This window comes from Ralstonia sp. 25C, from assembly GCF_051904805.1.
Lineage (GTDB): Bacteria > Pseudomonadota > Gammaproteobacteria > Burkholderiales > Burkholderiaceae > Ralstonia.
Genome location: NZ_CP196737.1, coordinates 2,984,536 through 2,998,379 on the forward strand (window position 1 = coordinate 2,984,536; position 13,844 = coordinate 2,998,379).

Annotated in this window: 8 protein-coding genes and 1 pseudogene; 8 read left to right on the plus strand and 1 reads right to left on the minus strand. The window is 65.1% G+C overall.

Annotated elements, in window-relative coordinates; translation table 11 throughout:
• Positions 1–92: 92 nt before the first annotated feature.
• A complete protein-coding gene (locus tag ACS7SF_RS13995) occupies positions 93–242 on the plus strand; it encodes a hypothetical protein (protein ID WP_439890345.1) in 150 nt (49 codons plus the stop codon).
• 49 nt (positions 243–291) lie between these two features.
• The gene (locus ACS7SF_RS14000) at positions 292–1,536 is read left to right on the plus strand and encodes a S1 family peptidase (RefSeq protein WP_439890346.1); all 1,245 of its coding nucleotides are present in this window, start codon (positions 292–294) and stop codon (positions 1,534–1,536) included.
• Between the two features lie 32 nt (positions 1,537–1,568).
• Here the strand turns inward: ACS7SF_RS14000 and hemL are convergent, their stop codons facing one another.
• Positions 1,569–2,870 (minus strand): glutamate-1-semialdehyde 2,1-aminomutase, encoded by a 1,302-nt coding sequence (hemL, locus tag ACS7SF_RS14005; RefSeq protein WP_439890347.1) that lies wholly within the window; start codon positions 2,868–2,870, stop codon positions 1,569–1,571.
• A gap of 221 nt (positions 2,871–3,091) precedes the next feature.
• Here hemL and ACS7SF_RS14010 point away from each other — a divergent pair, with 221 nt between their 5' ends.
• From ACS7SF_RS14010 to ACS7SF_RS14035, 6 genes and pseudogenes are all read left to right on the plus strand, one after another.
• Entirely contained in the window at positions 3,092–3,277 is a 186-nt protein-coding gene (locus ACS7SF_RS14010; protein WP_021196743.1) for a rubredoxin, read from the plus strand.
• 312 nt (positions 3,278–3,589) lie between these two features.
• The gene (locus tag ACS7SF_RS14015; RefSeq protein WP_439890348.1) at positions 3,590–4,066 is read left to right on the plus strand and encodes a response regulator; all 477 of its coding nucleotides are present in this window, start codon (positions 3,590–3,592) and stop codon (positions 4,064–4,066) included.
• A gap of 45 nt (positions 4,067–4,111) precedes the next feature.
• Entirely contained in the window at positions 4,112–4,480 is a 369-nt protein-coding gene (locus tag ACS7SF_RS14020; protein ID WP_426397376.1) for a response regulator, read from the plus strand.
• A 53-nt stretch (positions 4,481–4,533) separates the two neighbouring features.
• Positions 4,534–5,079 carry a chemotaxis protein CheW gene (locus ACS7SF_RS14025; RefSeq protein WP_439890349.1) on the plus strand — a complete coding sequence of 182 codons (546 nt, stop codon included), beginning with the start codon at positions 4,534–4,536 and terminating at the stop codon, positions 5,077–5,079.
• 249 nt (positions 5,080–5,328) lie between these two features.
• Positions 5,329–7,567: pseudogene (locus ACS7SF_RS14030) on the plus strand (methyl-accepting chemotaxis protein).
• Between the two features lie 123 nt (positions 7,568–7,690).
• Entirely contained in the window at positions 7,691–13,798 is a 6,108-nt protein-coding gene (locus ACS7SF_RS14035; protein WP_439890350.1) for an Hpt domain-containing protein, read from the plus strand.
• The last annotated feature ends 46 nt before the right edge of the window (positions 13,799–13,844 follow it).

The following is a 13,844-nucleotide window of genomic DNA, read 5'->3' on the forward strand; positions in this document are numbered from 1 at the left end:
GTACCGGCCGTCTGCCTCAATGCAGCGTTGCGCAGACATAGGCAGACGCGGCAGACAGAAAAGAACAAACCACGCCACAGCTCCGGGGGGATATGCGGCTCGTCCGACTATTGATTGTCGCCAGCACGCCGTCTGCCGGCGTGGCGACCAACGCGCTGGCAACGCCCCGCACGTCGATTCAGCAGAGCCCAGACGCCAAACCGGTCGCCATGGATGACCTGCGCTACGTGTTACCGCGCTGACCATCACCATCCAGTTTCCCAAACTACCCAAATCGTTTCTGACGCCACCATGCGCCTATCTCGCCTACCTGTTGTCTTTGGATTGCTCTGCGCCTCCGCCGCGCCTGCCCTGGCCATCAGCCTGGATCAGTTGAACACCAGTGTGTACGCCGTCTACGTCTACGGCCCGCAGGGCGCGATGTTGCGCACGGGCTCCGGCATCGTGACGGGGCCGGGCCAAGTCGTCACCGCGTGCAATGTGCTGGCGGGCGCCCGCTCCATTTCGGTCCATCGCGGCAACGTGACCTACGGCGCCACGCTGGATGCGCCAGACGTGGAGCGCAACCTGTGTTTGCTGAAGGTGGCAGACCTCAACGTACCGGCCGCGCCGTTGTCGCCGATGGCGGCGCCGGGCTTCGGCCAGAAAGTCGTTGCCGCGTCGGTCATCGGTCCGGCGTTGGCCGTGCGTGAAGCCACCGTTGCCGGCTTGCGGGCGGGCGCCAATGGCGCGCTGGACCGTATTGACGTGTCTGTCGAACCCGATACCGCCAGCGCTGGCGGCGGCTTGTTCGACGAAAACGGCCGCCTGGTCGGCATCCTGATGAACCCGGCCTCGTCAGCGGAAACGCGTCAGCAGGCCGTCCCTGCGTCGTGGATTTCGCAGATCAACGCACGCGGTGCTGCCGCCATGGCGAGCTATCGGCAGACGGCCGGTGCGTTGCCGCAAACGGCACCGGTCCCGGCGACGATCCAGCCGGCGGATGTCGTCGGCGGTGCGCCGCGCGTGGGCGAAGTGTGGCGCTATCGGCTGACCGACAACCTGACGCGCACGAGCCAGCAGGTTACGTATCGCGTTGATCGTATCGAAAACGATCGCGTGATCTTCAACCAGGGCGCGCGCGTGGAATTCAAAGACGGCCGGCTGGATCGCATCAACTCCCCGGTCGGTGGCGAATTTGATGTGGGTGCGCCGCCGGGAGGCTGGGTGCCCGCCAATGTGACGGTGGGGAGCCGCTGGAAGGTCGAGTACAGCCGATCCAAGCGATCGAAAGACATCAGCCTGCAAGGCGTGGCCGAGCAGGAAGAGACGATTCGGGTGGCAGCCGGCAGCTATCGGGCGATCCGCATCGCCTATCGCGGCTATCTGAATCGGAGTGGCTACATGAACGGCATGGGCACCGTCCCCGTTCAGTACAAGGCAACACTTTGGTATGCACCCGAGCTTGGGCGAGTGGTGCGGTTTACCGGCGGCTTTTCCAACCGATCCGACGTGGTTGCCGAAACGCTGGAGCTGGCCGAGCACCGGTTCGAGTGAGATAAAAAGGGGGACCGTGCGGTCCCCTGTCCTCAAACTGCCTTGAACGCCTTCCGAGCCGCCTCAAACGTGGCATCAAGAATCGCGTCATCATGCGTGGCCGACACAAAGCCCGCTTCAAATGCCGACGGCGCCAGATACACGCCTTGATCCAGCATCGCGTGGAAGAACGCATTGAAGCGCCCCACGTCGCTCTTGGTCACTTCGGCAAAGCTGGTCGGTACGCCTTCGCGGAAGTAAATGCCGAACATGCCGCCGACGCTGTCTGCGGCGAACGGCACACCGGCTTCGCGGGCGAGGTCGGACAATCCATCGACCAGCTTGCGCGTCTGCGCGGCCAGCTTGTCGTGGAAGCCCTCTGCCGCAATCAGGCGCAGCGTGGTCAAACCGGCGGCTACGGCCAGCGGGTTGCCCGATAGCGTTCCCGCCTGATACACGCTGCCCAGCGGCGCCAGGAAACCCATGATGTCGCGGCGGCCGCCAAACGCTGCGGCTGGCATGCCGCCGCCGATCACCTTGCCCAGGCAGGTCAGGTCCGGCGTGATGCCGTACAGCGACTGCGCGCAGCCCAGCGCCACGCGGAAGCCCGTCATCACCTCATCGAAGATCAGCACGGCGCCGTGCTCGGTGCACAGCGCGCGCATGGCTTGGTGGAATTCGGTGCTGCCGCGGACCAGGTTCATGTTGCCGGCGACCGGCTCGACGATCACCGCGGCGATCTCCTTGCCGTGGCGTGCAAATGCCTCGCGCAGTGCAGCCACGTCGTTGTACGGCAGCACCATCGTGTGCTTGACCACGTCTTCCGGCACGCCGGCGGACGACGGCGCGTTCTGCGTCGTGTCGGCAAAGGTCAGCAGGCCCGAGCCGGCCTTGACCAGCAGGCTATCGGCGTGACCGTGGTAGCAGCCCTCGAATTTGATGATCAGGTCGCGGCCGGTAAAACCGCGTGCCAGTCGCAGGGCGCTCATGGTCGCCTCGGTGCCGGACGACACCAGTCGTACCTGTTCGATGGAGGGTACGAGCTTGCAGATTTCCTCTGCCATGACGACTTCCGCCTCGGTCGGCGCGCCAAACGAGAAGCTGTCCGCTGCCACCTCCTGCACCGCGCGCACCACGTCCGGATGCGCGTGGCCGACGATCATCGGGCCCCACGAGCCAACGTAATCGATGTAACGGGTGCCGTCGGCATCCCACAGATACGGGCCGGCTGCCTTGGCAATGAAGCGCGGGGTGCCGCCCACCGAGCGGAACGCCCGCACCGGCGAATTCACGCCACCGGGAATGGTCTTCTGGGCACGTTCAAACAGGGCGGCGCTACGGGAGGAGTTCGACATGGATGCGTTGGAGGAGAGGAGGGCCGCGCGGGATGCCGCTGCAGCATGGGCTTAAAGGTGACTAAGGGCGATTGAGGCCGATTGTGCGGTGGTTTGATGCAGAAGCAGCTGGGATGCAATCAAACAACGTGCTCGCTGGGCGCCCGTTATGGCGCACGCGAGCGTGATTCGGTACCATCTGGCCTGCCATTTTAATAGACGGAACCACCCAGCTTTACCCTATGAGCGATACCAATACCGAACTCAAGACGTGGATGTGCCTGATTTGCGGCTGGATCTACGACGAAGAACAAGGCGCACCGGATGACGGCATCGCCCCCGGCACGAAGTGGGAAGACGTGCCCATCAACTGGACGTGCCCCGAGTGCGGCGCGCGCAAGGAAGACTTCGAAATGGTGCAGATCTGAGTCGGATCTGACCTGTCTTTCGTCGGCAAATGAGCGGCAAGTGAGCGGTCGCCCTCTTGCCGACAGCCAAATACCAAGAAGTGACGGCTCGATGAAGCTCGTCGCTTCCATGCCACAAGCACCCGTCCGAGGGCCGTCGCATGAACGGCATCATTGACGGCGGATGGGTGACTTGTCACACTTCGTCAAATTCTGAGCTTCACACTTCATAAGCGGGCCGGGGGGCGTAGTTTTGAAGTCGTCGTCAGCGGGGGCCTCTTCCCATAGGAAGGGCACGCTGCGCGGCGATTTGCCGCGATCCATCCGGTCAGAATGTCGTGGCGACCCGAGGTCGCCGTAGTCGCGTATGCCGAGAACAAGATGCAATCCGCGCGGGTGGAACAACTGACCGAATCCCAACCACTGGCAAGTCCTCTTGCCGGCACCAAAGTGCTGGTCATTGACGACTCCAGCACCATTCGCCGTACCGCGCAGATCTTCCTTACGCAGGCTGGCTGTCAGGTCGTGCTGGCCGAAGATGGCTTCGACGCACTGGCCAAGGTCGGCGATCTGAAGCCTGATCTCGTGTTCTGCGACATCCTGATGCCGAACGTGGACGGCTATCAGACGTGCGCGCTCATCAAGAAAAGCCCAAAATTTCATGCCACACCCGTGATCATGCTGTCTTCGCGCGACGGTATTTTTGACCGCGCGCGGGGCAAGTCGGTCGGGGCGGTGGACCACCTCGCCAAGCCTTTCACCAAAGAGGCACTGCTGGAGGCGGTCCAGACGCATTTGTCGGCGGCATAAGCTGCCAGGCAATGACGGCATCTCTATCAATCGAAGGACTGTTTTATGGCAATCAAGAAAGTGTTGGTGGTCGATGATTCCCCGACCGAAGCGCTGCACCTGTCGGAAATTCTCGGCAAGAACGGTTTCAAGGTGACGGTGGCTGCCGATAGCGATCAGGCCATGGCCAAGCTCGAAGCCGAGACCTTCGACCTGATCCTGATGGACGTGGTGATGCCCGGCCAGAACGGCTACCAGGCCACCCGCGCCATCAAGAAGGACGAGCGCTTCCAGAACATCCCCGTGATCATCTGCACGACCAAGGGGCTGGAAACCGACCGCGTGTGGGGCATGCGCCAAGGCGCGTCGGACTACATCGTCAAGCCGGTCAAGGCCGAAGAGCTGCTCGAAAAGATCGGCAAGCTGCCGCAGTAAGCGGCATCCCGCCATCGCCCGCAATCGTCCGAAGCGCCCGCAAGGCATCGCACATGACCGAAACCCGCACGAATCTGACCTCCCGCCAGCGCCTGCATGAATACCAGGCGATGCTGGCACGCCGCCTGCAAGAGGCGCGCGCCAAGTCGTCGTCGGAAGGCTTTCTGGGGGTGCAGATCGGCGAGCACCACTGGCTGCTGTCGCTGACCGAAACGGGCGAAGTGCTGGACTACCAGCCGCCCGCACGCGTGCCGCTGACGCAACCCTGGTATCTGGGCCTCGTGAATGCGCGCGGCACATTGCTGGGTGTGATCGATCTGGGCTTGTTCTGCGGCGAGGCCGCGACGGCCGGCAACGCGGGCGCCAAGATCGTGGTCCTGTCAAAAGACCCACAGCGCGCCTGCGCGATTCTGGTGCCGCGCGTGGCGGGCCTGCGCAGCCTGAGTGATCTGCAGCCGGCCGAGGCCACGCCGGATGAGAACCGTCCGTGGCAGGGCCGCGCCTGGCGCGATGCTCAGGGTTTGTTGTGGCGTGAATTGGATGTGCGCCAGTTGCTGGCCGACCCGGCCTTCCTGCAGGTGGGTCGCAGCCGCGCATGATGGTGCGGCGCAAGTCCTCAGCAAATCAGCCGTTTAGTCAGTTGAACAGTTGAAGGTCAGACCGGTGCCGCTCGATCGGCCCGGCAACGAACAAGAAAGAGTGCGCGCATTCGCACCCGGAGCGAAACGCGCGTAGGGGCAAGAGGTGCGGACCACGCCAGGCAAGACAAGGTGTGGCCGCGGATGGGAAATCCATGCGGCTGTTCTCGACAAGACGAGACAGTGGCATCGACAAAACAAGAGGGTCCTATGGGGTTCAAGTGGTTCAACGCGGGTCGCCGTGCCAAGAGCGAGGCAGGGGCGCCAGAGGTTGCCGTGGAGGGCGCATTGGCCGCCGCTTCCGTGCAGTTGGATGATCCGACCCGCGAGGATGACGACAATCCCGCTGGTGCTCCCACGCAGTTGGGCCGCACCCCGGTCGATGCCATCATCGGCTGGATGGAGCGCGTGCCGTTTGCCGCACAGCAGCGTGTCTTCACCATCGGCCTGGTGGTCGGCCTGCTGGCCCTGCTGATCTCGGTGTACCTGGATAACCGCCAGGCAAACAACGGTTCGGTGCAGATTGAAATTGCCGGTGACACGCTGATGCACTCGCAGCGTCTGGCCAAGGCAGTGCCGGTGGCGTTGCTGGGTAACACCAACGCCTTCGCCCAGCTCAAGGAAAGCCGCGCGCGCCTGCAAGAGAACCTGGATGCGCTCAAGAACGGCAACTCCGATCGCGGCGTGCGTGCCACGTCCGGCGGCGACGCTGAAGCGCTGCTGCAAAAGTCGATCGACGAGTGGAAGCGCAGCGACAAGAGCGCCCAAGCCGTGCTCGCACAGGAAAAGACGCTGGTGGCGGTGGGTAAGACGCTGAACGTGTTCAACGCGTCCAACCCCGAACTGCTGGAAGAAGCCGAACAGATCTCGTCGATGAAGCTGCAGACCAACGCGCCGGCCCGTGAAGTGGCCGCCTCGTCGCAGCTGGTGATGTTGACGCAGCGTCTGGGTAAGAACATGAACGAGTTCCTGGCCGGTGAAGGCGTGAACCCGGAAACGGCGTTCCTGCTCGGTAAGGACACCAACACCTTCAACGAAACCCTGAACGGCCTGCTCAACGGCTCGGAAGCGCTGCGCCTGTCGCCGGTGACCGATCCCGAAACGAAGGGCTACCTGGTGGAACTGCAGTCGCGTTTCGACAATGTGCAGAAGACCACGCAGATCATTCTGGAAAACCTGCCGGGCCTGATTGCTGCAAAGCGCGCCCAGCAGCAGATCTTCAACGACAACGAAAAGCTGCGTGCCAACCTGTCGGAGCTGCAGTCTGCGTATTCGAGCAGCGTGCGTAACCGCCCGCTGACCCTGGGCGGGGTGGTGCTGTCGGCCATCCTGACCGTGGTCTGCCTGGCCGGCTTGGCTGCCCTGTACCTGCGCGATTCGCGCGTGCGTACGATGGAAGCAGAAGCCCGTCAGCGTGAAGCGGAAGAGCGCCGGATGGTGGAAAAGCGCAACAACGACAACACGCAGGCCGCAATTCTGCGCTTGATGAACGAGCTGCAGGACATCGCAGACGGTGACTTGACCAAGCAGGCCACCGTGTCGGAAGACATTACCGGTGCTATTGCTGACTCAGTGAACTACACCGTGGAAGAACTGCGCGAGCTGGTCGGCCGGGTGCAGCAGACGGCCGAGCAGGTGACGCAGGCATCGTCCGCAGTGCAGAGCACGTCGGAAAGCCTGGTGGCCGCATCGGAAGAGCAGTCCCGCCAGATTCGCCAGACCGGTCAGTCGGTGGTGGAGATGGCCGACCGCATTACGCAGGTCTCGCGCGGCGCAGCTGAATCGGCCAATGTGGCACGCGCCTCGCTGGCCGCAGCCGAGCAAGGTCAGCAGGCCGTGCAGAACGCCATCACGGGCATGAACGACATCCGTGACCAGATCCAGGAAACCTCGAAGCGGATCAAGCGCCTGGGCGAATCGTCGCAGGAGATCGGTGAAATCGTGGAGCTGATCTCGGACATTACCGAGCAGACCAACGTGCTGGCACTGAACGCTGCCATCCAGGCGGCATCCGCTGGTGAAGCCGGCCGCGGCTTCTCGGTGGTGGCAGAGGAAGTGCAGCGCCTGGCAGAACGTTCCGCCGAGGCAGCCAAGCAGATCGGTGCGCTGATCCGCACGATTCAGACCGATACGCAAGACGCGGTGCACGCTATGGAGCGCAGCACGGCGGGTGTGGTGGAAGGGGCGAAGCTGTCCGATAACGCCGGTACCGCACTGGTGGAGATCGGCCGCGTGTCGCGCCAGCTTGCCGAACTGATTGAAAGCATCTCGCAGACGACCTCGCACGAAGCGACGCTGGCTTCCGATGTGGCGCAGAACATCGAACAGATCCTGCACATCACGGAACAGACGTTCAACCGGTACGCGCCAGACCGCACAGTCGGTGCGCCAGCTCACGCAGCTTGCTGAAGAGCTGCGTGACTCGGTGGCACGGTTCCGTATCGCCTAAGCTGCGTAACTGCGAGACGTAACGGCGTCACGATCGACGCCGTCACTGGATTTCGGGCGGGAACGCCGAAGGGGCCAACCCCGGGCAATCGCGGCAACCGCCTCCTGCTTTTTGGAAGCACATATGCATCATCAATCTTCCGCGCAGCCCGCCCCGCCAGATGCTGCCTCGTTTGAGGCGGTGGGAGCCCCTGTGGCGCGTCAGAAGTCTGCCGTGCCGGCACGCGATCTTTCCGCGCTGGCCTGGGTAGCGCCCAACATGCGCGCCGCGCTGGACGACGCCGTGCGCGAGTTCGGCGAATACGTGGCCGATATCGTCGCCAACCCGGAAGTCATTGGCGCGCGCGATACCACGTCGCTGCGCTTGGCCGGTCAATATCTGCACCAGGCCGCCGGCGCACTGCTGATCGTCGGCCTGCGCGGGATCGACGTGTACTGCCAGGCCGCCAAGCGGCTGCTCGACGCGGTGGATGCCGGCACCGTGCCGTCGGACATGCAGACGCTGGATGTGTTCTCGCGCGCCGTGCAGGCCGTGCAGGAATACGTGGCCGACCTGATGGCCGGCATGGCCGAAGAGCCGCTGCGCCTGTTCCAACCGTATCAAGCTGTGCTCGCCCGCCTGGGCGAAGAGCGTATTCACCCGGCTGACTTGTGGGCCGATGAACTGCGCCACCTGCCGGCGCTGCTGCTGCCCTCGCGTGATCTGCCGGGCCTGGCGCGCTTGCGCCGCAAATTCGAACTCGCGCTGCTGACTGCGCTGCGCGCCCCGGCCGGCGAGGGCGCGCAAATCGACCCCGCCGCCGCGGCAGCCGCCTATGCGCCGCTGGAGCAACTGCTGCACAGCATCCGCGCACTGGAGCGCGAACCGCGCCGCACGGGTGATGACCTGCAGCGTGATCTTTGGCTCGTGCTGGCGCTGACCTTCGGTGCGCTGCGTGCGGGCCTCGTGCCTGTCGACATGACGGCCAAACGCCTGGCCGCGCGCGTCAACCTGCTGCTGCGCCAGTACTCGCACAACAACATCCACCTGCCGCAGGGTCTGCTGACCGACGCGCTGTACCTGCTGGCGGGCATGGCTTACCACAACGCGCCTGCCGCCCCGGTGGGCGATGACACGCTGGGGCCCGATATCGTTGCCTGCGTGCAGGCCTTTGCGATTCCGCCCACGCACGCACCCGCCGGTGCGCTGCATACGCGCCAGTACTACGCACTGCTGCCCGCCGATGCCAGCGACATGCTGCAACGCGTGGGCCGCACACTCGAAACGCTGAGCCAGCAGCCCGCTCCCGACGCCGAAGAGATCGACGCCGCGCTGCAGACGCTGGCCATGCACGCGCATGCGCTGGGTCAACCCGCACTGGCGGAACTGTCGTCCCGCCTGACGGAAACGCGTGACCACGACGTGGCGCCCACGCTGCAGTTCCTCGCGCGCATGCTGGCCCGCCCGTGGGCGCTGCATGGCGAATCCGGCGATTTGCGCAGCGCCTGGTTTGCTGCACGCTGCAGCGAACTGGCCGCCCACGATCCCGACAACGACAGCGCGCCCGCATGGCTCGCCCTGCTGGCCGACGAAACCGCACAACGCCGTGCGCGTGCCGAGCAGGTCCGCACGCTGCAAACGCAATTGGCTTCGGCCGAGACGCACCTCGACGCCTTTGAGCGCGAGGGTGAACAAAGCGGTGGCCTGCAAGAAGCCGCCCGACTGTTCGGCGAAATGCAGGGGACTTTTGCTGCGCTGGACGCCTACGAAGCCGTGCACGCCACGGAAGTCGCGCAATCGACCATCGCCGCGCTGCAAGCTGCCGGCGTTGACGCAGCGGCCGACCGCGAGCGCTACCTCGCTGCGCTGGCCGCCAACGTCAGCGGGCTGCAGGGCCTGCTGGATGCGCTGTCTGCCGGCACCGAGCTGACCGGTGGGCAGGTCGACGAGATCGTCATTGAAGGCAAGCTGACCCCGACCGAGCGCGAGACCGCTTGGCAGGCCTTTGCCTTCGACGCCGAAACTGGCATGCTGGTCCGCCGCGAAGCCCAAGCCGCTACGGAAACCGATACGCATGCTGCGGATGCCGATGCGGCATCGCCGCTGCAGGCCATGCTGGATCGCTTGCTGGCCAAGCAGCCTGTGGACCCAACCGATCCGCTGGCCGTTGAGTTGCGCACTGCGCTGCAGGAAGCCCGCGACGCCGCTGCCATCGACGATGACCCGGCGCGCCGCCGCCGTCTGGAAGAGGCGCTGGCCCAATTCGATGCTTGGCAAGCGGGCAGTGCGGGCGCACTGGAGCGTATGCAAGCGGCGCTGGCCGCACCGGCTGCCGCGCCGGCCGCCGAATCCAACGCTGCCGCCCCCGCGGCTGTCGCGCGCGATACGCAATCCATTGATGCCGAGCTGCTCGACATCTTCCTGTCTGAAGCCGAGGAAGTGCTGGCCGGCGTACGTACAGATCTGGATGCGCTGCATGCTGCTGCCGAAGCCGGCAGCGGCGGCGTGGCGACCGGCTCGGACCTGGATCTGCTCACGCAATTGCGTCGTGCCTTCCACACGCTCAAGGGCTCGGGCCGCATGGTCGGCCTCACCCGCTATGGCGAGGCTGCCTGGGCCATCGAACAGGTCATGAACGTGTGGCTGGCCGAGAGCCGTGTACCTAACCGCGATCTGGCTGCGCTCCTTACGCGTGCCGAATCCGAGCTGTCGACATGGGCAGCCGCGATTGCCCAATCGCCGCAAGCCGATCACCCGATCGAACCGCTGGTCGCCGCTGCCGAACGCGTACGCCATGGCGGCCCGTTCGTGTGGCTCGAGACGTCGCACGACGTGCAGGAAGCACATGCACCTGCCGAACATGTAGCGCCGGCAGAACCGCAAGCGCTGGCAGTCGAGTCCGCACCGCAGGAGCCGGCTGTCGAGCCACACGAAGCCGCGACGCTCACGTGGGACGACGAACCCCCGCTGCCGGAAGTCGAAGCGCCGATGCCTGAGGCGACGGCACCCGCTATCGAACCCGAAGTCAGCGAGCCTGAGGTTGTGGTGCCGTTCGTGGAGCCGGTGGTCGAGCCCCTGGTCGAGCTCGCCAGCGAGCCGATCATGGAAGCGGCGGCGATCGAACCCGTTGCTGAGCCGATCACGGAGACGGCCGAAGCCGTTGAATTGGCCGAAGACGCTGTCGTTGAGCCTGTCGCCAGCGAAGCCGAAGCGGACGCCAAGGTGATTCCCTTCCCGTTCGCGCAGACCGGCGAGCAGGAAGAGGTGCCGCACGACGATGGTGTGAAGGTCATCGGCCCCGTGCGTGTGAGTGTGGCGCTGTACAACGTCTACCTGCAAGAAGCGGATGATCTGATCCGTCGCCTGGGGGTGGATTTCTCGGAGTGGCGCCATGAAGGCCGCACGCCCCCGAGCGAGCTGGCCCTGCGTGCCGCGCATACGCTGCAAGGCAGTTCCGCCGTGGTTGAGCTGGAGCCCGTGCGCCAGTTGGCCGATGCGCTGGAACAGGTGCTGCTGAACCTGAACAGCCGCCCCGTAGCGATGCATCCGGGCGATTTCCGCTTGCTCGACCAGGCTGTTGAGCGCATGCGCGGCATGCTGCATCAGTTTGCTGCCAGCGTTTGGCCCGAGACCGACGAGCCGCTGCGCCGCAGCCTGGAAGAGTTGTGCGAGCGCGTGCTGGTGCGTCCGCGCCTGCCGCTGGAGCCGGCGCCGCAAGCCTTTGCCGAAGCTGATCAAGCCGAGAGCGAAACTGCTGGCCTGGCAGACGAGCCTGCCTTCGCGCCCGCGCAAGATCTCGCGCAATTGACGCCGGTGTACGAGCCGCCCGTGGTTGAGCCAGCGGTGGCCGAACTCGTGCGCCAGGCGCCGACCGACGCGCTGGACCCAGCGCTGCTGGAAATCTTCCTGGAAGAAGCCCACGCGGCGCTGCCCGAACTCGGCCAGCATCTGCGCGCGTGGGAAGCCGCGCCGCAAGACCGTAGCGCCTCCGGCCTGCTGCTGCGGAACCTGCACACCGTCAAGGGCAGTGCGCGCATGGCAGGCGCCATGACGCTGGGCCAGGTCGCCCACGAAATGGAAAGCGCCATTGAAGGCGGCCTGCGCCAGAACCGCGTGGACGACGCGCTGTTCCGCAAGCTCTACGTCTGGTTCGACCGCATCCAGGCACACGTCGATGCGCTGGGCTCAGGCAAGGTGCTGCCGCTGGACGCCGGTCTGGCCGACGCTGCCGATGCACCGCAGATGTCGGCGGATACGCAAGCATCCGGCGCGTCGATGCTGCCCGCAGTGGCAACTACGACGAGCGTCAATCTGACCGGCGCGCGCAGCCCCGAAGCCGAAGCCCTGGAAGTGGCCGAACGCCAGCGCGCCATGGTGCGGGTGCAGGCCCGTGCGCTCGATTCGCTCATCAACGATGCTGGCGAAGTCGGTGCCGCGCGTGCGCGTCTGGAATCGGAAGTCGATGCGCTCAAGACGTATCTGTCGGAACTGAACGACAACGTGGCGCGTCTGCGCTCGCAGGTGCGCGAGATCGAAATCCAGGCCGAAACGCAGATGGAGTCGCGCATTGCCGATGCGCAAGCGCACGCCGAAGCCTTCGACCCGCTCGAATTCGACCGCTTCACGCGCCTGCAGGAACTCACGCGGATGATGGCCGAGTCCGTCAACGACGTGGCCACGGTGCAGCAGAACTTGTTCCGCGGTTTCGATCAGGCATCGCTGGACTTGGAAACGCAGGCACGCCTCACGCGTGGCCTGCAGCGCAGCCTGATGCGCGCGCGCATGGTGCAGTTCGATACCGTGGCAGACCGCCTGTATCGCGTGGCTCGCCAGGCTGCGTCGGAAACCGGCAAGGAAGTCCGCCTGTTCATCAAGGGCGGTACGGTGGAACTGGATCGCAGCGTGCTGGACCGCATGGGTGGCCCGCTCGAGCATATGATCCGCAACGCGGTTGCGCACGGCATTGAAACTGCCGACGAGCGCCGCGCCAAGGGCAAGGCTCCCGCGGGCGAGCTGACGCTCGAAGTGCAGCAGGAAGGCAACGAAGTGGTGTTGAACTTCGTCGATGACGGTGGTGGCCTGAACCTAGACCGCATCCGTGCCCGCGCACTCGAGCGCCAACTGCTGGCCCCCGACGAAGAAGCCAGCGACGCACGCCTCACCGAGATGATCTTTACGCCGGGCTTCTCTACCGCCGATCAGGTGTCGGAGCTGGCCGGCCGTGGCGTGGGCATGGATGTGGTGCGTGCAGAGACGGTGGCCCTGGGCGGCCGCATCTCGCTGCAAACCACGCCGGATGTCGGCACGCGCTTCACGATTCACCTGCCGCTTACGACCGCGATTACGCAGGTGCTGCTGGTGCGTGTGGGCGAGCGTGTGTACGCGATTCCGTCGGGCATGATCGACCACGTGCAGCAACTGCGTCCGCAAGCGCTGGCGGAGGCCTACAACGCTGCGGCGTTGCAACTGCCCAGTACGTCAGGGGGCCCGGTGCCGTTCCATTACTTCGGTGCGCTGCTTGAAGAAGCACAGCCCGTAATGGGGGCGCGCAAGTACTCGCCCGCCGTGGTGGTGCGCAGCGGCGCCGACCGCGCAGCCGTGCACGTTGACGAAGTGATCGGCAACCGCGAAGTGGTGGTGAAGCACATTGGCCCGCACCTCGCACGTCTGGAAGGCATCGCGGGTGCGACCACGCTGGGTGACGGCGAGATCGTGCTGATCTACAACCCGGTGGTGCTCACGCAGCGCTTCGAGCGTGAAGCTGCCGCGCTGGGCTTGCCGCAGGGCGATCAGGAAACCACGGGCGCCGTGGCCGAGCTCTCGCGCAGCGGCAACACCGACGCGGTGCCGGGCCTGGCCACGCAGCCGATCGTCATGGTGGTCGACGATTCGCTCACGGTGCGCAAGGTGACGCAGCGTCTGCTCACGCGATCGGGCTACCAGGCCGTGCTGGCACGCGACGGTGTGGATGCGCTGCGTCAACTGCAGGAAGTCACGCCGGATGCGATGCTCGTCGACATCGAGATGCCGCACATGGATGGCTTCGACCTCACGCGCAACGTGCGTGCGGACGAACGCATCGGCGCTACGCCGATCATCATGATCACCTCGCGTACGGCAGACAAACATCGCCGTTACGCAGCGGAGATCGGCGTGAACGTCTACCTCGGCAAGCCGTACAACGAAGAGGAGTTGTTGCAGCATCTGCGCACGCTCATCGGCGAACGCGCGCCGGCGGCCAAGGCAGGCTGACGCAGCCTCAGGCAGAAAGAATAACGGGCCGGTGCATCATTACCGG

What these genes read in the sequence shown, in the direction of transcription:
- ACS7SF_RS13995 (WP_439890345.1), top strand. Translation starts at nt 93, where the DNA reads ATGCGGCTCGTCCGACTATTGATTGTCGCCAGCACGCCGTCTGCCGGC.
- ACS7SF_RS14000 (WP_439890346.1), top strand. Translation starts at nt 292, where the DNA reads ATGCGCCTATCTCGCCTACCTGTTGTCTTTGGATTGCTCTGCGCCTCC.
- hemL (WP_439890347.1), bottom strand. Translation starts at nt 2,870, where the DNA reads ATGTCGAACTCCTCCCGTAGCGCCGCCCTGTTTGAACGTGCCCAGAAG.
- ACS7SF_RS14010 (WP_021196743.1), top strand. Translation starts at nt 3,092, where the DNA reads ATGAGCGATACCAATACCGAACTCAAGACGTGGATGTGCCTGATTTGC.
- ACS7SF_RS14015 (WP_439890348.1), top strand. Translation starts at nt 3,590, where the DNA reads ATGTCGTGGCGACCCGAGGTCGCCGTAGTCGCGTATGCCGAGAACAAG.
- ACS7SF_RS14020 (WP_426397376.1), top strand. Translation starts at nt 4,112, where the DNA reads ATGGCAATCAAGAAAGTGTTGGTGGTCGATGATTCCCCGACCGAAGCG.
- ACS7SF_RS14025 (WP_439890349.1), top strand. Translation starts at nt 4,534, where the DNA reads ATGACCGAAACCCGCACGAATCTGACCTCCCGCCAGCGCCTGCATGAA.
- ACS7SF_RS14035 (WP_439890350.1), top strand. Translation starts at nt 7,691, where the DNA reads ATGCATCATCAATCTTCCGCGCAGCCCGCCCCGCCAGATGCTGCCTCG.